Origin of the sequence: Streptomonospora sp. PA3 (genome assembly GCF_009728995.1) — a bacterium.
In the GTDB taxonomy this organism is placed as follows: domain Bacteria; phylum Actinomycetota; class Actinomycetes; order Streptosporangiales; family Streptosporangiaceae; genus Streptomonospora.
In genome coordinates this window covers 169,325-187,043 of sequence record NZ_VTZW01000023.1, presented here as the reverse complement: position 1 = coordinate 187,043, position 17,719 = coordinate 169,325, and the positions used below count along the sequence as shown (strand labels likewise).

Annotated in this window: 14 protein-coding genes; 6 read left to right on the top strand and 8 right to left on the bottom strand. The window is 73.5% G+C overall.

What is annotated here, in order from left to right; all coding sequences use genetic code 11:
- Positions 1-121: 121 nt before the first annotated feature.
- Together FZ103_RS24470 and FZ103_RS24465 are read left to right on the top strand one after the other, a co-directional pair.
- Positions 122-442 (top strand): hypothetical protein, encoded by a 321-nt coding sequence (locus FZ103_RS24470; RefSeq protein WP_255430292.1) that lies wholly within the window; start codon positions 122-124, stop codon positions 440-442.
- A gap of 237 nt (positions 443-679) precedes the next feature.
- Entirely contained in the window at positions 680-1,510 is an 831-nt protein-coding gene (locus tag FZ103_RS24465; protein WP_156004575.1) for an aldo/keto reductase, read from the top strand.
- A 139-nt stretch (positions 1,511-1,649) separates the two neighbouring features.
- Here FZ103_RS24465 and FZ103_RS25040 read toward each other — a convergent pair whose 3' ends face one another.
- The gene (locus FZ103_RS25040; protein WP_186356815.1) at positions 1,650-1,808 is read right to left on the bottom strand and encodes a hypothetical protein; all 159 of its coding nucleotides are present in this window, start codon (positions 1,806-1,808) and stop codon (positions 1,650-1,652) included.
- Between the two features lie 257 nt (positions 1,809-2,065).
- Here FZ103_RS25040 and FZ103_RS24460 point away from each other — a divergent pair, with 257 nt between their 5' ends.
- Entirely contained in the window at positions 2,066-2,806 is a 741-nt protein-coding gene (locus FZ103_RS24460) for a S9 family peptidase (RefSeq protein WP_156004574.1), read from the top strand.
- An 87-nt stretch (positions 2,807-2,893) separates the two neighbouring features.
- Here the strand turns inward: FZ103_RS24460 and FZ103_RS24455 are convergent, their stop codons facing one another.
- Positions 2,894-3,781, bottom strand: a complete 888-nt coding sequence (locus FZ103_RS24455) for a sulfotransferase (protein WP_156004573.1) — start codon at positions 3,779-3,781, stop codon at positions 2,894-2,896.
- A 438-nt stretch (positions 3,782-4,219) separates the two neighbouring features.
- Between FZ103_RS24455 and FZ103_RS24450 the strand changes: the two genes are divergently transcribed.
- Positions 4,220-4,987, top strand: a complete 768-nt coding sequence (locus FZ103_RS24450; protein ID WP_156004572.1) for a Sir2 family NAD-dependent protein deacetylase — start codon at positions 4,220-4,222, stop codon at positions 4,985-4,987.
- Between the two features lie 28 nt (positions 4,988-5,015).
- Here FZ103_RS24450 and FZ103_RS24445 read toward each other — a convergent pair whose 3' ends face one another.
- The 5 genes from FZ103_RS24445 to FZ103_RS24425 all read right to left on the bottom strand — a co-directional run bounded on the left by FZ103_RS24445 (position 5,016) and on the right by FZ103_RS24425 (position 13,194).
- Positions 5,016-8,369, bottom strand: coding sequence for an NACHT domain-containing NTPase (locus FZ103_RS24445; RefSeq protein WP_156004571.1), 3,354 nt, complete (start codon positions 8,367-8,369; stop codon positions 5,016-5,018).
- 152 nt (positions 8,370-8,521) lie between these two features.
- On the bottom strand, positions 8,522-9,196 hold the full coding sequence (locus tag FZ103_RS24440) for a uracil-DNA glycosylase (protein ID WP_156004570.1): 675 nt from the start codon (positions 9,194-9,196) through the stop codon (positions 8,522-8,524).
- A 239-nt stretch (positions 9,197-9,435) separates the two neighbouring features.
- Positions 9,436-10,167, bottom strand: a complete 732-nt coding sequence (locus FZ103_RS24435) for an MgtC/SapB family protein (RefSeq protein WP_255430291.1) — start codon at positions 10,165-10,167, stop codon at positions 9,436-9,438.
- A 112-nt stretch (positions 10,168-10,279) separates the two neighbouring features.
- The gene (locus FZ103_RS24430; RefSeq protein WP_343233695.1) at positions 10,280-12,067 is read right to left on the bottom strand and encodes a glycoside hydrolase family 15 protein; all 1,788 of its coding nucleotides are present in this window, start codon (positions 12,065-12,067) and stop codon (positions 10,280-10,282) included.
- A 455-nt stretch (positions 12,068-12,522) separates the two neighbouring features.
- Positions 12,523-13,194 (bottom strand): hypothetical protein, encoded by a 672-nt coding sequence (locus tag FZ103_RS24425; protein ID WP_156004703.1) that lies wholly within the window; start codon positions 13,192-13,194, stop codon positions 12,523-12,525.
- A gap of 137 nt (positions 13,195-13,331) precedes the next feature.
- On the opposite strand from FZ103_RS24425, the gene FZ103_RS24420 reads away from it, so the two are divergent.
- Together FZ103_RS24420 and FZ103_RS24415 are read left to right on the top strand one after the other, a co-directional pair.
- On the top strand, positions 13,332-14,762 hold the full coding sequence (locus FZ103_RS24420) for a PLP-dependent aminotransferase family protein (protein WP_186356814.1): 1,431 nt from the start codon (positions 13,332-13,334) through the stop codon (positions 14,760-14,762).
- A 112-nt stretch (positions 14,763-14,874) separates the two neighbouring features.
- Positions 14,875-16,767 carry a long-chain fatty acid--CoA ligase gene (locus tag FZ103_RS24415; protein WP_156004569.1) on the top strand — a complete coding sequence of 631 codons (1,893 nt, stop codon included), beginning with the start codon at positions 14,875-14,877 and terminating at the stop codon, positions 16,765-16,767.
- Here FZ103_RS24415 and FZ103_RS24410 read toward each other — a convergent pair.
- A complete protein-coding gene (locus FZ103_RS24410) occupies positions 16,755-17,591 on the bottom strand; it encodes an alpha/beta hydrolase (protein WP_186356813.1) in 837 nt (278 codons plus the stop codon). The genes FZ103_RS24415 and FZ103_RS24410 overlap by 13 nt on opposite strands.
- Positions 17,592-17,719: the final 128 nt, after the last annotated feature.

Genomic DNA, 17,719 nt, shown 5'->3' with positions numbered 1-17,719 from the left:
CTACGGGCCGCCCCTCGCCGGCGGTGTGCTTCGGCTTCGTTTGCAAAGGCCGCCGCGGGGTTACTGGGAGACGGTGGGGAGCAGGCGGCGTCCCTGGTCCGCGGTAAGGAGTTGGTTGGCCATGAGCGGTAATACGCGCGAGAAGCGGCTGGACTCGGGGATGGAGGAGATCGGCGGGCTGGCAGCGCTCGTGCCCGCCCAGGCCCGCGCCGTCGACCTGGTCTACCGCCCGCTGGGCTCCGCCGGCACCGACAGCGACGGACAGCACGATGTGGCGGCGGCCGCCGCCCGCACCGCGGTGGCCGGCGAGATCGAGCGGCTCCGCCCCGGCGAGCCCTACGTCCTCCACCAGGGCCGCGTGGACGACTACCCCGGCATCGCGCCGGAGCTGGCCTCGGACGTGCAGCTGGTCTTCGGGGTGGTCTACCGCTTCGGCGAGTGAGCGCCGACTGCGCAGCGCAGCCCCGCGCCTACGCCGAACCGCCCCCGCCGGTCGCGCGGGAGTCGCCGAGTCGCACGCCATGACCTGGGCATTCGTCGGAGAGGGGACCCCGGCGCCGATCGCTTCGCGAGGGAGTGGCACTGTGCACATCGCCCGCGGTGCCGGAATGCGCCCCAGGCCGCGGCGGTTACCGCTGGGGGCAGAAAGATCGTGCACTTGAGCAATGGGGGATTTTCCATGACCACGGTTCCCGACGTGACGCTGAACAACGGGGTGCGCATCCCGCAGCTCGGGTTCGGTGTCTGGCAGGTGGACGGCAGCGAGGTCGTCGACGCCGTCAGCACCGCCTTGGAGACCGGGTACCGCAGCATCGACACCGCCGCCGCGTACGGCAACGAGGAGGGCGTCGGCGAGGCGCTGCGCCGCTCCGGCCTGCCGCGCGAGGAGGTGTTCGTGACCTCCAAGCTGTGGAACAGCGACCAGGGCTACGACAGCACGCTGCGCGCGTTCGACGCCACCATGGAGCGGCTCGGCCTGGAGCAGCTCGACCTGTACCTGATCCACTGGCCCATGCCCGCCCGCGACACCTTCGTCAGCAGCTGGAAGGCCATGGAGCGGCTCTACGCCGAGGGCCGCGTGCGCGCGATCGGCGTATCCAACTTCCACGCCGACCACCTGCGCCGCATCCTCGACGAGGGCGGCATCGTGCCCACGGTCAACCAGATCGAGCTGCACCCCCGCCTGACCCAGGAGGAGCTGCGCGGCTTCGACAAGGAGCACGACATCGCCACGGAGGCCTGGAGCCCGCTGGGCCAGGGGCAGGTCCTGCAGGACTCCACCATCGCCAAGATCGCCGAAGCCTACGGCAAGACGCCGGCTCAGGTGATCCTGCGCTGGCACCTGCAGCTGGGCAACATCGCCATCCCGAAGTCGGTGACCCCCGAGCGGATCCGCTCCAACTTCGACGTCTTCGACTTCCAGCTCTCCAGCGGAGACATGGACGCGATCTCCGGGCTCAACGAGGGCCGGCGCTTCGGCCCCGACCCGGAGACCATGAACGCGGCCTGACCGCCGCCGCGCGGCGAGCACCGCCGCGCCACCGGTCTGCACGCAGCGGCCGATGCGCCCCCGAGCCCCCGGGGCGCATCGGCCGCTGCGTTTCGGCGCCGGCCGCGGCGTGGCCGCGAGGCAGGAGGGGCGTGCGGCGTCAGGCCAGATCGCGCCGCTTGGCGGCGTCGGCGAGCGTGGCCTGGGTACCCCGCCGGGCCAGCCGCACCACGTAGACGATCCCGCCGACGACGATGGCCGCGGGCACTCCCACAACGGCGATCAGCCCGATCAGGGCCACGATTCCGATCTCTCCCATGCCTTCATGCTAAGCGAGGCGGCCGCGCGCGGCGACGGCCTCCGGCCGCGCTGGGGACGCCCGCGCCGGCGGCCTCCCCGGCGCCGCCCCGCGAGCACTCGCCCGCGCCGGCCGCCTCGGCGAAGCGTTACCGCCCGGCAGCGCCCGGCCACCGCGGATGCGACACTTCTGCCCGGGGACGCGCGATCGCCCGGCAGGGCGGGAGGCGGCACAGGTCCCCGCGGCCGAGGCGCCGCCGGCGGCGAGTGGGAGGCACGATGGCGAGCAGGCACGTTTTCGCGTACGGGGAACACCCCAGCCGGCTGGTCCACATCCACCAGCCCGATGACGACGACCGCGCCCCCTTCCCCGTCGCCGTGCTGCTGCACGGGGGCTGGTGGCGCGACGCCCACGACCTGCGCCTCATGGATCCCCTCGCCGCCGAGCTCGCCGAGGCCGGGTGGCTGGTCTGGAACGTGGAGTACCGGCGCACCGGCGGCGACGGCGGCGGCTGGCCGCAGACCCTCGACGACGTCCGCGGCGCGCTCGACCTGCTCGGCGCCCGGCTGGAGGAGGGCGCCGAACCCGGCGACCCGGGCCGCGTGGTCGCCGTGGGCCACTCCGCGGGCGGCCACCTGGCGCTGCTGGCCGCCCCCGGCTCCGCTGTGACGGCGGTCGTGGGCCTCGCCCCCGTCACCGACCTGCGCGCCGCCGCCGAGGCGGGCCTCGGCGAGGGCGCCGTCGCCGACTTCCTGGGCCCGCACGCCGCCGACAGCGCATTCGCGGCGGCCGCGCCGCTGGAGCGCCTCCCGCTGGGCCTCCCGCAGTTGATCGTGCACGGTGACGCCGATCAGCGGGTCCCCGTCGCGCACAGCCGCGCCTACACGGCCGCCGCGCGCGCCGCCGGGGACGCGGCGGACCTCGTCGAGGCCGCCGGCGCCGACCACTTCGCCGTCATCGACCCCGCACACGAGGTCTGGCAGGCGGTGGGGGAGTGGATGGCGACGGCCGGTTCCTGACGGTTCCCGGCGCGCGCGGGCGGTCGGCCCCGCGGCCGGGAGGGTCGCCGGGCGCGGCCGCGTGGCGGTGGGCGGCGGGTGCGGCGCTCAGCGCGGCTTGGCGTAGCCCAGCCGCTTGAGTTCGGCGCCGGCGACCGCGCGGACGTCCTCGCGCTGCTCGGCGCTGAGCCGGTTGCGCCAGGACCCGATGCCCGGCGAGTCGCTGCGCACCAGCTCCACCGCCGACACGCGGGCGCCGGTGAACTCGCGCAGCTGCTCGGCCGTCTCGACCTCGCCGCCGAACAGGTCCTCATAGCGCAGCGTCATCAGCCGGTCGGCCCCCAGCGACCCGCGCAGCCGCGCCGACAGCCGCACGGCGCCGCGCCAGCGCAGCGCGCACTTGCCCGCCGTGGACAGCCGGGGATACTGCGCGCGGTCCTTCTCGTCCTCGATGCCGAAGAAGGGATTGGGCATCTCGTGGTCGAGATTGGCCAGCGCGGGCCGGAACCACGACAGGGCGTGCTCGTCACCGAGCATCGCCGCGGCCACGTCCCGCCCGTCGCGGATGATCTGCACGAACACGGCGTCCTCGAACGCCGCCTGCAGCGCGGTGGCGCAGTAGAGCAGGTCGGGGCTGGCGTCGCCGAACCTGCTGACCTCGCCGGCGTGCCGGCAGGGCGCGGCGGCCTCGCGCGCGGGCACCGGCCCGCCCGGGCAGTACGGGCACGTGCGCGGCGTGAGCTGCCAGGACTCTGCGAAGGCCGCCCGCAGCAGCGCAGCCGTACCCGACGCCCGCTCCTCGGCCATCGAGGGCCGCCGGGCCAGCGCGTAGACGGCGTCCTGGACGCTGCCGTGGCCGGAGCTGATGTGGAAGCCGGGCGCCTTGCCCAGCGCACGGGCGATGAGGTCGACTCCCGAGTGCGGTGCACCCAGGACGAAGACCGGTCGGCGGACCTTCGTCCCGTTGACGAGCAGGATGTAGGGCGGCTGTTTCATGGGCAGGCAGGTGTTTGCGCTGTTCGGCGGGTTCTGGGCCTTGCGCAGCGTTTCGGGCCCGGTACGGCCGGTCGCCGTCTGCTTACAGGCAACCCCATCGGTGTCGAGTGACCTCCGCTTTTCGTGGCGGCCCGGCGCGTCGCCGGACCTCCTCTGCCGGGCGCACGCGGACCCGTCCCGTGTCGCCGCTGCGAAGCGAGATTACCCCGAAGTACCTCATGCGGCGGTATGTCCGGCGGGGTTGTGGATGAGAAGTGGCGCATACGTGATCTTCCCGTGAACCCGCGCAGGAGGCGCTGACACAATGGAGTGTGAAGCACCGCGGCCGCACCGCCGGGGCCGCTCCCGCGCCGGAGCGGGCGGGACGGCGGCCGTTCCGCCGGCCCGCGGCACCGTCCCGAGTCCCGCGGCCGCCGCCCCGACCTTCGAGGACCGCCCATGACCGCAGCCGCCCGCCCCGCCGACGTCGCGCCCCTGCTGGCCGGTGCGCAGCGCATCACCGTGCTCACCGGAGCGGGGATCTCCACCGACTCCGGGATCCCCGACTTCCGCGGCCCGCAGGGCGTGTGGACCAAGGACCCCGGCGCGGCCGCGCTGTTCGACTTCGACACCTACATGTCCGACGCCGACGTCCGCCGCAGGGTGTGGCGGATGCGCCGGGAGAACCCCGCCTGGGATGCCCGCCCCAACGCCGCCCACCGCGCGCTGGCCGACCTTGAGGCGGCGGGGCGGCTGCGCGCGCTGGTCACCCAGAACATCGACGGCCTCCACCAGGCCGCCGGCACCCCCGCAGGCCGGGTCCTGGAGGTGCACGGCACCATTCACCGGGTGGCCTGCATGGAGTGCGGCGTCCGCACCCCGACCCCGGAGGTTCTGGAGCGGCTGGAGGAGGAGTCCGACCCGCGCTGCCGGGACTGCGGCGGCATCCAGAAGACCGACACGATCTCCTTCGGCCAGCGCCTGGACCCCGACGTGCTCGACGCCGCGGTGCGGGCCGCCGCCGAGGCGGAGGTGTTCCTGGCCGTGGGCACCTCGCTGGGGGTGCACCCGGTGGCCGGGCTGTGCGACATCGCCCTGGACAGCGGGGCGTCGCTGGTCGTCGTCAACGCCGAGCCGACCCCCTACGACGACCGTGCGCAGGCCGTGCTGCGCGACCCGATCAGCGAGGCGGTCCCGGAGCTGGTGAAGTACGCGCTGGGGGAGTGAGCCCCGACGGCCCCGGCGCCGCCCGGCGTCAGTGCCAGGCGCCGCTGTTGGCGGAGGCGCCGGCGCCGGGGCTCTGGCCGGCGTCCCTGTCGTCGGTCGGCGGCGGAGGAGACCTGCGCCGGGAGCGGGCTCCCTCCGGCGGGAACCGGGCGTACATGTCGGCGGCCACCGCCGACGCGGAGGGGCGGTCGCCGGCGTCGGCTTCGGCCGCCTCGGTCGCGAGGTCGACCAGCCCCGCGCACGTCCCGCCGAAGGTGTCCGCGAAGTCGGGGATCTGCGTGCTCAACCGGTCGAAGGTCGCCTGCAGGGCCTCCGGCGACGTCGAGCGCGCCGCGTAGACGGTGATGTCCCCCTTGAGGAAGCGCCGCAGCACCCCTTCGAGCGCGGCCCGGTAGTCCGCTGCGTCCGGCGAGCCCACGCAGGCGGCATAGGACAGATCCTCGGCCGCCTGGCGCAGCACCGGAGCCTCGATCGTGCCGATGACCTCGGTCCCCAGCAGCCGCTCGTAGCGCCGCAGGCGCTCCCGCCACGCGCCGCCGGCCAGGTCGGGCAGCACGAGCCGCAGTTGCAGGAGGTCGTGGCCCTGGGCGAAGACCGCGCCCTCCTCCTCGTCTTTGAGCCACGCCACCGGCTCGCGGCTGATCTCACTCATATACGGCAGCAACTGCATCGCCATGCGTGCGGTGGTCCCGGTGATGCGCACCGACGCCGAACGCAGCATGTTGGAGGTGACGGTGCCGTAGGGCAGGGTGATCGAGTAGAGGTCGGTCATCGACACCGGATCGTGGGTGTCGGAGGTGATCTCGAAGCCGATACACTCGCCGACGTTCACCGCCCCGCCGTCGTTGGGGCACAGCACACTGCGCGGCGCGCCGCCGCCGTAGCCGAGGTGGCGCAGGCGGATCGCGTTCAACTGGCCGTGCCACTGCTGGTTGGCCAGGCTTCGCCACTGCCCTGCCAGCGCGCGCCACTCCGCGAGGTTCTGCCAGGGGTGCCTTTTCTCGAACAGGTCGGCGATGTCGATGCCGTCCGGCGCCACGCGGGTGAGCAGCAGAACGAGGTTGGCGGTGTAGGCGGCCTGGCGCTCGGTGATCGGCAGGCGCCGCGGGCGGTAGGCGGTGAAGGCGCGGTGCTCGGGCGGATAGGGCGCCTCGCGGAACAGGTCGACGAGCAGGTCGAGGTACTCGCCGCGCTCGTCGTCGGGACTGCGGTCGATCCGGCGCTCCAGCAGGTCCTGGATGAACTCCGCCGTCGCCGCGCTGCTCGCGAGTACCGCGAACGACGTGAGCGCATACAGGTATCCGTCGTCCATCGGCCGCGCCGCGCGCGGCCGGCGCCGGGCGTGGCGGCGGTCCTCCAGCAGCTCCTCCAGCGCGTCGGTGACGGCGCGCGCCACCAGGTACTCGCCGAAGGTGGCGTGCAGGAACTCGTACACGCTCGCGGTGCCGGAGTCGGTCTCAGACCGCGACTCGTGGACGAAGAAGAACCGGCCGAGCACCTGGTGGGCGTCGCCGACCGCGCCGTGCAGACCGGCCTCGGCGGGGTGCAGCCCGGCGTCGGGCATGAGCACGGCGAGGTCGCCCTCCAGCTCGGCCGCCGCCACGTGCTGCCGGCGCCGGGCGAACATCGCGACCGCGACGACCTCCAACCGGTGCAGCTCGTCCTCGATCGCGCGGGCCTGCTCGGTGTCGCTTAGGTGCGGGTGGTGCTTGCTCACCTCCCGCCGGGCGAACATGGACAGCAGCCGCTCATACAGCTCGCTGCGCGAGAGCGCGCCGCCGGAGTCCTGCAGGGCGTTGGCCTCGGAGTCGTAGATCAGCAGCATGAGCAGCAGCAGCGGCTGCTCGGCGAGTTCCCGGTAGGACAGCAGTACGTCCGCGTCGGGCGGTCGCAGCCCGCGCGAGGCGTAGGCGGCTTCGTTGGAGATGTTCCAGATTCCCACCATCCGGGCGATCTGGTCGTCGTTGAAGGGTTCCAGCCGCAGCACCGGGGTGAGCTCGGGGAAGCGGGTGCGTTCGGCGACCACGGTCCTGCTGGTCACGATGACCGCCACGGGTTGGCCCAGCGCCTCCTGTTGGCGCTGGAACTCCTCGATCTGTTCCAGGTAGTCCGACCGGTTGACGCCGCTTGCCTGCAGCAGCTCGTCGAAGCCGTCGAGGATGATCACCGGCAGCGCGCCGTCGGCGGACTCGGCCAGCTCCCGCCACTCCAGCCGGGTGTTGAGCGCCCCCGCCAAGCCTTCCTCGATCTGCTTGTGCAGGGGAGCGTTGGGCGGCACGGAGCGCAGCTCCACCCGCAGCGCGAAGAAGTCGGTGTTGGACAGCCGAGCGGCGAGCATCTCGGTCAGCACTGACTTGCCGGCCCCGGGGTGGCCGAGGATGACCATCGGCGTCGCAGGGGCTTGGAGAGAGGTGAGAAATCCGGTGAGCAACCCTTCGATATCGTCGTGCACCGGCACGTGCTGCCACAAGTCCTCAGTCGACGGCTGATCGCCGGAGGAGATCAGGGCGAACCGCCCCCGGGGAGTCAGGTAGGCCTCTTCCAGGGTGGGTAGCGACAGCCCCGCCGGAGCCTCGGCGGAGCGCAGCAGGCGGCGCCCCAGCGCCATCCGGTAGACGGCGGCCAGTTCGGTGCGCCGCCGGTTCAGGGTGCGTCGGGGCGCCATCTCCTCGACGAGGCCATGCAGTCGGGTCAAGCCGGTGCCGACCTCGGTGATGCTTCGCCGGGTCGATTCGTGCTCGGACATGCTCGCCCAGACGCCGAACTCGGGAACGTCGGCGGCCAACTGTCGGTACGCCTCGGTGAACCGCCGCTCCGCGAGGACAGGAAGACGGGAAAGAATCATCCCTTCGGCGGCCGTCCGCGTGGTGGAGTCCCACTCCGCCCAGGCGGCAAGACCGGTCAGGAAGGCGATCAGCCGTTGAGCGACGAACTCCCAGTCGTCGCTCAACGGGATCGGGGACCACCGCACGTGGCCGTCGTCCCGCGTGGCACCGAGCGCGCGCACGATGCGGAAGAAGCGTCGATTGAGCAACTCCGTCTGCTCGGCGGCGCTCAACTGGAGGTCGGAGCCCGCCAGCGGGGCGCGCGACTCCTGTAGGACCTCGTCCAGAGCCTCAAACACCGAGACTGCCGCCAGGATGTTGTACGCCGCTTCGACTCTCGCCGTCCGATCCATCCGGCTGATCCCGGTGATCTTCTCGCGGATCCCCGTCAGCGCCTGGCGCCCCATGCGCGCAACCAGGCCGCCCAGGCTCGACAGCCCGGGCACTCCCAAGGCGCCCACACCGCCCTCGGCCAGCTTCTCGGCGAAGTCCAGCACGACCGAGTCGTCCTGCCCCAGAACCTTCAGCGCATCGGCGTAGCCGAGCCTCTTGGCCATTGCGCGGGCGCCCTCTCCTGTTGTGTCACGCGTTGCACGCGGTCGCCTCCACCCCGACGCACCGATTCAAGTACGGCGCCCCGCGGTCCTTCAATCCCGGCGGCGATCCGGCGGGCGGCCGCATCCGGCCGCTCCGCCCCGCCGCCGGTCCGCTACGGCAGCCGCCAGTCGATCGGCTCGGCGCCCTGCTCCTCCAGCAGCTTGTTGGCGCGGCTGAACGGCCGCGAACCGAAGAAGCCGTGCTTGGCCGACATCGGGCTGGGGTGGGTGGACTCCACGCACGGCACCCCCGGCATCAGCGGGCGCAGGTTGCGCGCGTCGCGGCCCCACAGGATGCCCACCAGCGGAACCTCGCGTGCGGCCAGAGCGCGGATGGCCTGGTCGGTGACCTCCTCCCAGCCTTTGCCCCGGTGCGAGGCGGGCTTGCCGGGCTGCACGGTCAGCGCCCTGTTGAGCAGCAGCACGCCCTGCTTGGTCCAGGGGGTCAGGTCGCCGGTGGAGGGCATCGGCAGGCCCAGGTCGTCGCTGTACTCGCGGAAGATGTTGCGCAGGCTGCCGGGCAGCTTGCAGTCGGGGGCCACCGAGAAGCTCAGCCCGACCGCGTGGCCGGGGGTGGGGTAGGGGTCCTGGCCCACGATGAGGACGCGCACGTCCTCGAAGGGCTGCTGGAAGGCGCGCAGCACGTTCTCGCCCGCGGGGAGGTAGGTGCGGCCCGCGGCGACCTCCTCGCGGAGGAACTCGCCCATCCGGCGGATGCGGTCGGCCACCGGCTCCAGGGCCTGCGCCCAGCCGTCGTCCATCATCTCGTTCAAGGGTCGTCCTGGCATGGCAGCACCCTAGCGGCCCGCGGCGACGCTCTCGGGCCGCTCGCGCGAGTCCGCAGGCCCGGCGCCGCGGGCGTTCGGGGCTTCGGAGAGAGGAAGGGCGGCGCCCCTCGGACCCACAAGCGCGGGGCGCGGGGCCTGAGCGGGTTTGCGGGGCGCGGCGCCGTCTGGACTGACGAGCGACTGAGCGAGGAGGCAAGACGGCGCATCAAAGCGCCCCGCACACCCGCGGAAAACGGCTCTCACTCCTCGTTCGCGGGTTCCCCCATGCGTACCGACACCACCCCGGGGGTCCCGGCCAGGGCCGCCGCCAGCTCCTCCATGCGGGTCCCCTTGGCCCCTCCGCGCACCTGCAGGACCAGGTCGATGAGCGCGCTGTCGGGGTCGCCGCTGTCCTTGCGGCGGGTGTCGACCTCCTGCACGGCGTATCCGCGGTCGGTGACCTCGGCCAGGATGGCGCGCAGGGCGCCGCGGCCGTCCTGGTAGCTCACCCTCACTGGGGCGGTCACCGGGCGCCGACGGGTGATCAGCCGCAGCACCGGGGGATAGCCCAGCGCCACCAGGTAGTGGGCGGCCGTCACCGCCGCGGCCACCAGCCACAGCCCGGCTCCGGCGGCCGTCCCCACCGCCGCGACCACCCAGATCGTCGCCGCCGTGGTCAGGCCGCGCACGATGTCCTGGCGCACGAAGATGACGCCGGCGCCGATGAACCCGATGCCCGAGGCGATCTGCGCGGCCACCCGCGAGGGGTCGAGCGTGATGCCGTCGTCGTCGATGACGTCGAAGAACGCGTACTTGCTGACCACCATGAACAGGGCGGCGCCGACGCCGACGAGGGTGTGGGTGCGCAGCCCCGCGTTCTTCTGGCGCAGCTCGCGCTCCAGGCCGATGAGCGTGCACAGCACGAGCGCGACCGTCAGCGACAGCAGCTGCGGCCAGCCCTGGCCCTGCATGCTCTCCGCGATTACCTCCATGGCCGCCCGCTACCCGCTGCGGTGGCGCTTTCCCGCACGATTCGGCGCAGGACACGCGTATCGGTCGGACGGTGCGGGGAACGGGGGGTGATCGGGTCGCCGATGCGGGGGCTCAGCCGCGCCGGTGGCCGTTCTGGTGGGAGAGGTTCAGCGCGGTGGTGACCAGGGGCACGTGGCTGAAGGCCTGGGGGAAGTTGCCCACCTGGCGGCCGCTGCCGGCGTCCCACTCCTCGGCCAGCAGCCCGACGTCGTTGCGCAGCGCCAGCAGCCGGTCGAACAGCTCGCGCGCCTCCTTCTCGCGGCCGATGGACAGCAGCGCGTTGGCCATCCAGAAGCTGCACGCCAGGAAGGCGCCCTCGTCGCCGGGCAGGCAGTCGGCGGCGTCCTCGCGGTCGGTGCGGTAGCGCATCACGAAGCCGTCGATCATCAGGTCGTCGCGGATGGCCTCGATGGTGCCCACGATGCGGGGGTCGTCGTAGGGCAGGAAGCCGACCTCGGGCATCAGCAGCAGCGCGGCGTCGAGCTCCTTGCTGCCGTAGTACTGGGTGAAGGTGTTGCGGCGGGCGTCGTAGCCGTACTCGCAGACCTCGGCGTGGATGGTGTCGCGCAGCGCCCGCCAGCGCTCGATGGGCCCCTCCTTGCCGAAGTCCTCGATCGCGCGCACCGCCCGGTCGGCGGCGACCCAGGCCATCACCTTGGAGTGGACGAAGTGCTGGCGCGGCCCGCGGACCTCCCACAGCCCTTCGTCGGGTTCGTCCCAGCACCACTCCAGGTAGTTGACCAGGGAGCGCTGCAGGCCCCAGACGTGCTCGCCGCCCTGCAGGCCGCTGCGCCGCGCCAGGTGCAGCACGTCCATGACCTCGCCGTAGACGTCGAGCTGGTACTGGCCCACGGCGGCGTTGCCGATGCGCACCGGGCGGGAGTCCTCATAGCCCGGCAGCCAGTCGGCCTCCCACTCGGCCAGCCGCCGCTCGCCCCGCACCCCGTACATGATCTGCATGTGCTGGGGCTCGCCGGCCACCGCGCGCACCAGCCACTCCCGCCAGGCCTGGGCTTCGTCGGTGTAGCCGCTGCGGATCAGCGCCTCCAGGGTGATGGTGGCGTCGCGCAGCCAGCAGTAGCGGTAGTCCCAGTTGCGCACGCCGCCGATGTCCTCGGGCAGGGAGGTGGTGGGCGCGGCGACGATGCCGCCGCTGGGGCGGTAGGTCAGCGCCTTGAGGGTGATCAGCGAGCGCACCACGGCGTCGCGGTACTCGCCCTCGTAGGTGCACTGGTCCACCCACTGGCGCCAGAACCGCTCGGTGCGCGAGAGGGCCTTCTCGGCGTCGAGGTGGTCCGACTCCTCGACCTGGGAGGGGTGCCAGGTCATGACGAAGGGGACCCGCTGCCCGGCGCTGACGGTGAAGGTGGCGTCGTGGAGGAAGTTGTGGCCCTCCATGGGCACCGGGGAGCTCATCCACACCGCGTCGGGGCCGGCGATGGCCACCAGCTCGGTGCCGCTGCGCTGGATCCAGGGCACCACGTTGCCGTAGTCGAAGCGCAGCCGCAGGGCCGTCTGCATCCGGACGGTGCCCGCAAGCCCCTCGACGATGCGCACGAGGTGGGGGGCGCCGCCGCGCGGCGGCATGAAGTCGATGACGCGCACCGAGCCCTCGGGGGTGTCCCACTCGGATTCGAGGATCAGCGTCTCGGGGCGGTAGCGCCGCCGGGCGGCGCGCGGCTCGCCGTTGGCCGGGCGCATCCACCAGTTGCCGTTCTGCTCGTCGCCCAGCAGCGCGGCGAAGCAGGAGGGGGAGTCGAAGTGGGGAAGGCAGAGCCAGTCCACGGAGCCGTCGCGCCCCACGAGAGCTGCGGTCTGCATGTCGCCGATCAGCGCGTAATCCTCAATCCAGCCGGACACGCGGCTCACCCCCTTCTCAACCAAGATCACGTCTACGCGGACGTACCGTATCCAACTCCGCGCCGCCCCGCGGACACGCAAGAGCGCCGCGCGTACGCGCCGCGGCGACGGTATCCGCGCCGGAGGCCGGTGTCGCGGTGGGCCGGTCGGCTGTGCGGCCCGGTGCGGACCGCTGCGGTCACGGTACCGGTTGAAGCGCTTTCCCAGGTCGAGGGCGAAGCAAATGTGCTCTAGGAGATACCCGCCGGATGCCCGGCGGAAGCCCGCTGAGCAGCAGAGGGGTCCTCGATCGCGGGCGGCGCCCCCCGCGGTTGCCGGGATCGGTCAGGCTCCGGGGTTATCGCCCGAGAATCCGTTATTTCGCCGTGACCGGGACCGCGGGTCCGGGGTCGCCGGTGCGCGGACCCGATGCCCGGTTTCGGGGAGTCCGATTCCGCGCCCGGCGGGGCGGTGCGTCAGTCCCGGCCGCCCGAGGGGGTCCGGGCCGGCCGCGGCTCCTCGATCGTCAGCAGCGGCAGCGCGATCTGGGCCAGCGGGCCGATCGCGATCGCGAAGAGCAGCGTGCCCACGCCCACCGTGCCGCCGAGCAGCGCGCCGGCGACCACCACGGCGACCTCGATGCCGGTGCGGGCGGTGCGCACCGACAGCCGGGTGCGCTCGGCGAGGCCCACCATGAGGCCGTCGCGCGGTCCCGGTCCCAGCCGGGCGCCGATGTAGCACCCGGTGGCCAGGCCGGTGAGGACGGTCCCGGCGACCAGGGCGGCCCAGCGCGCCGCGAGGCCCTCCACCTCGGGCAGCAGCCACAGCGAGGCGTCCACCGACAGCCCCACCACCACGGCGTTGCTGACGGTGCCCAGCCCCACCCGCTGGCGCAGCGGCGCCCACAGCAGCATGACCGCACCCGCGGCCAGGATGCTGCAGGTGCCCACCGACAGGCCGGTGTGCAGCGACAGTCCCTGGTGCAGCACGTCCCAGGGCATCGCGCCCAGGCGGGAGGCGATCAGCAGTGCGCAGCCCAGCCCGAACAGGCACAGCCCCGTATACAGCTGCACCAGGCGGCGCCCCCGCGGCGGGGGCACCAGGGGGTGGAGGAACGCGCGCCGGACCGTTCGCGCCGAGTACGCCAGGACGGAGGGTGGGGAAGGCCGGGACGGGGACACGCGGTGCCTTTCCGGTTCGGAGACCGCGGCCGGTGGGCCGCTCGAGTAATGTTGGCTCTGCTCCGTCCGGGAACGACAGTGCCAATTGCGGAAAGTGGCCCCTCGTGGTTGGTGAGCGCCGGATCAACGGCCATCTCCTCGCCCGGCTCATCGGCCCCGAAGCCGACGGCCGGCCCTACTACCTCGCTCTGGCCCGCGCCGTCAGCGGGCTCATCCTCGACGGGCGGGTGCCCACGTTCACCCGCCTGCCGGCCGAGCGCGACCTCGCCGCGGCCCTGGGCGTCAGCCGCAACACCGTCACCGCCGCCTACACCTGGCTGCGCGAGAACGGGTTCCTCGACAGCCGCCGGGGCGCCGGCAGCTGGACCGTCCTGCCCGACAGCGGCACCGGCACCGGTTCCGGGGTGCTCATGCCCCACACCGACACGGTCGACCTGGGCGTGGCCGCTCCCGCCGCCGTCGACGGTATCCAACGGGCCGCCCGCCTGGCGGTCGACCAGTTGGCCGCCCACGTCGGCGGCATCGGCTACAACCCGCGCGGGCTGCCGGAGCTGCGCCACGCGATCGCCCGGCGCTACGTCGAGCGCGGCCTGCCCACCGACCCCGAGCAGATTTTCGTCACCAGCGGCGCCATGCACGCCGTCGCGCTGCTGATGGACATGCTCACCGAGCCCGGCGACAGCCTGCTGATGGAGTCGCCCAGCTACCCCCACGCCCTGGACGCCGCCCGCAGGCTGGACGTGCGGGTGCGCACCGCCGGGGTCACCCCCTCGGGCTGGGACATGGACCACGTGCTCGACGCGTTCCGCCGCGCCCGGCCCGCCGTCGCCTACCTCATCCCCGACTTCCAGAACCCCACCGGCGTGCTGATGGACGACCGGGAGCGCGCGGCCGTGGCCGCCGAGGCGCGCCGCGCCGGCAGCGCGCTCATCGTCGACGAGGGCGTGGCCGAGCTGGCGATCGACTCCGGAGACCTGCCCGCCCCGCTGGCCGCACACGACACCGACGGGCGCGTGTTCACCGTCGGCTCGGCCGCCAAGACCTTCTGGGGCGGTCTGCGCATCGGCTGGGTGCGCACCACCCCGCCCATGGTCGAGCGGCTGACCACCGCCCGCCAGCGCCTGGACCTCTCCAGCTCCCTGCTGGACCAGCTGACCGTCACCCATCTGCTCGCCGACACCCTGCGCATCCGCGCCGAGCGCAGCCGCCAGCTGCGCCGCAACCGCGACGCCCTGGTCACCGCGCTGCGCGAGCACCTGCCCGACTGGGAGTTCACCCGCCCCTCGGGCGGGATGGTGCTGTGGGCGGGGCTGCCCCGCGCCGCGGCCACCGCTCTGGGCGAGAGCGCCGCCCGCCACGGCGTCCACCTGGCGCCGGGGCCGCTGTTCGGCGCCGACGGCACCCTGGAGCGCCGGGTGCGCCTGGCCTATGCCCACCCGCCCGAGGTGCTGGCCGAGGGGGTCCGGCGGCTGGCCCGCGCCTGGGCGGAGACGCTGTCGCGGCCGGGCGCCGCGCGCCGCGGCCTCTACGGCTGAGCGCCGGCGCCGCCGGGAACGTCGCCGACGCGGTCTTGCCGCGCCCGCCGAACCGTGGTCCGATAGGCCCACCAATGGTGATCCAGCACACACCTGAAGAGTGGGGCCCGCCATGGAGCACAGCGCGAGCGGCACCGACAGCGGCGTCCTGCGGGCGCGGCGCGAGGTCGACGCCGAGATCGACGGCCTGACACTCGTCGACTGGCTGAGGCAGGCGGCCGAGGACCACGGCGACCTGCCCGCCCTCTCCCAGCGCGCTCCCGAGGGCGCCGGGGACGAGTGGAGCACGCTCACCTGGGCCCAGTACCGGCAGGCCGCGCTGGAGACCGCGGCCGCGCTGATCGAGTACGGCCTGCGGCCCGGCGAGGTGGTCGCGCTGATGCTGCCCAACCGGACCGAGCACCTCGTCGCCGACATGGGCGCCGTGCACGCCGGCGGCGTCCCCCTCACCGTCTACGCCACCTTCGCCCCCGAGCAGGTGGAGTTCGTCGCCGGCGACTGCCGGGCGGCCGTGGCCGTCCTGCAGGGCGCCGAGGAGCTGGAGCGCTGGCGCCCGGCCCTGGAGCGCCTGCCGCACCTGCGCACGGTGGTCCTGCTGGACGCCGGCGCCGTGCCCGCGGAGCCGGGACCCGGCGGCACCGTGTTCGTCGGCTGGGAGGAGTTCCGCACCACCGGGCGCCGCCGCTACAGCGCCGACCCCGCGGCCGTGCACGAGCGCGCGGCCGCGCTGCGCCCCGAGGACACCGCCACTCTGCTCTACACCTCCGGCACCACCGGCAACCCCAAGTGCGTGCCCGAGACCCACCGCCAGGTCCTCTTCCAGGCCACCATCTCCCTGCGGGCCACCGACCTGCCCGTGGGCGGCTCCTCGATCAGCTATCTGCCGCTGGCCCACATCGCCGAGCGGGTCCTCAGCGTGTACCTGCCCCTGCGCGTCGCCGGCCACCTGCACTTCTGCCCCGACCCCGCCCAGCTCGGCGCCTACCTGGCCAAGGTGCGCCCGCACGCCCTGTTCGGGGTGCCCCGGGTGTGGGAGAAGCTGCAGTCGGGCCTTTCGGCCGCACTGGCCGCCGCCCCCGACGAGCAGCGCCGGGCCATGGCCGAGGCCGCCGAGACCGCCCGCGCCTACCTGGAGGCCGGCCAGTACGGCCGCGCCCGAGGCGCGGAGCTGGAGAAGCGCTTCGCCGAGGCCGACGAGCGGGTGCTGGCCCCCGTCCGGGCGCTGGTGGGCCTCGACCGCTGCGAGCACTTCATCACCGCCGCCGCGCCCATGCCCGAGGAGACGCTGCGCTTCTTCAGCGGCCTGGGCGTGCTGATCCGCGACGTCTACGGCATGACCGAGAACTGCGGTGCGGTCACCGCCAACCGCGTCGACGCCTACCGTTTCGGCAGCGTCGGGCTTCCCTCCGACGGCATGGAGGTGGCGGTGGCCCCCGACGGCGAGATCCTGGTGCGCGGCCCCGTCAACACCGCCGGCTACCTCAACCGGCCCGAGGACACCGCCGCGCTGTTCGACGCCGACGGCTGGCTGCACACCGGCGACCTCGGCTCCATCGACACCGACGGGTTCCTGTTCGTGCGCGACCGCAAGAAGGAGCTGATCATCACCGCCGGCGGCGAGAACATCGCCCCGGCGGCCGTGGAGAACCGCCTCAAGGAGCATGCGCTGATCGGGCAGGCGATGGCCTGCGGCGACGGCCGCCCCTACCCGGTGGCGCTGCTGACGCTGGACCCCGACACGGCGCCCGGCTGGGCGCAGGCCCGGGGCATCGCAGAGACCGACCTGGCGTCCCTGGCCGCGCACCCCGAGGTGCTGGCCGAGGTCGAGCGGGCCGTCGAGGCCGCCAACGCCCGCCTGGCCCGCGTCCAGCAGGTCAAGCGCTGGCGGCTGCTGCCGGGGGAGTGGACGGTCGCGGGCGCCGAGCTGACGCCCTCGCTCAAGCTCAAGCGCCGGGTCGTGCAGCGCAAGTACGCCGAGGAGATCGCCGCGCTCTACGCCGACTGAGCCCGCGCCGCGCAGCGCCGGGCGAAGCGCACGACCTCCTCCAGCACCTCGTCGCGGTTGATCTCGTTGAACACCTCGTGGCGGGCGCCGGGGAAGATGCGCACCGCGAGGTCCTCGCCGGCGAACTCCTCGATGCCCACCCGGGTGTCGGCGATCGGCACCAGGGTGTCCCGCGAACCGTGCACCCACAGCAGCGGGGTGTCGCCCAGCCGGCCGTGCTCGCGGATGCGCTCCAGCTCGGCGGTGAGGGCCTCCAGCAGCTCCCGCTTGAACGGCCCGTGCCAGACCAGCTCGTCGGCGGCGTAGTCGGCGCCCACCTGGGGATCGCGCGAGAGCGTGGAGGGGTCCACCGGGACGTCGGGGATCTCCGGTTCGGCCAGCAGCGCGCCCGCGGTGCTCCAGCGCCCCAGCACCGGCCCCGACAGCGCCAGCCCGGCGAGTTCGCCGGGATGCAGCTGGGCGTAGCGCGCGGCGATCATGCCGCCCATGGAGTGGCCGACCAGCACCAGCGGCAGCGTGCGGTAGGCGGTGCGCGCCTGGGTCACGAGCCGGTGCAGGTCCTCGACCACCCCGCCGAAGTCCTCGATGAGCACCCGTTCGCCCGAGGAGCGGCCGTGCCCGCGGTGGTCGAGCCCGTAGACCGCGGCGCCGTTGGTGCACAGCGTCCCGGCGGTGTGCTCGTAGCGGCCGATGTGCTCGCCGTAGCCGTGCACCAGCACCGCCAGCCACGTCGGCTCGGCGCTCTGGGGCGCCCACGCCCGCGCGTAGCGCCGCTCGCTGCCGCCGCTTCCGCCGGCCAGTTCCCATTCGCGCACGTTGACCACTGCGGCTCCTCTTCCGCTCGTCCTGTCCGTCCTGTGCTTTCCCGCGGGCCTGCGGGGTGCTTCGACGCGCCGTCTTCCCTCCTCGCTCGGTCGCTCGTTCCCTCGCTCCCTCGCTCGTCAGTCCAGAC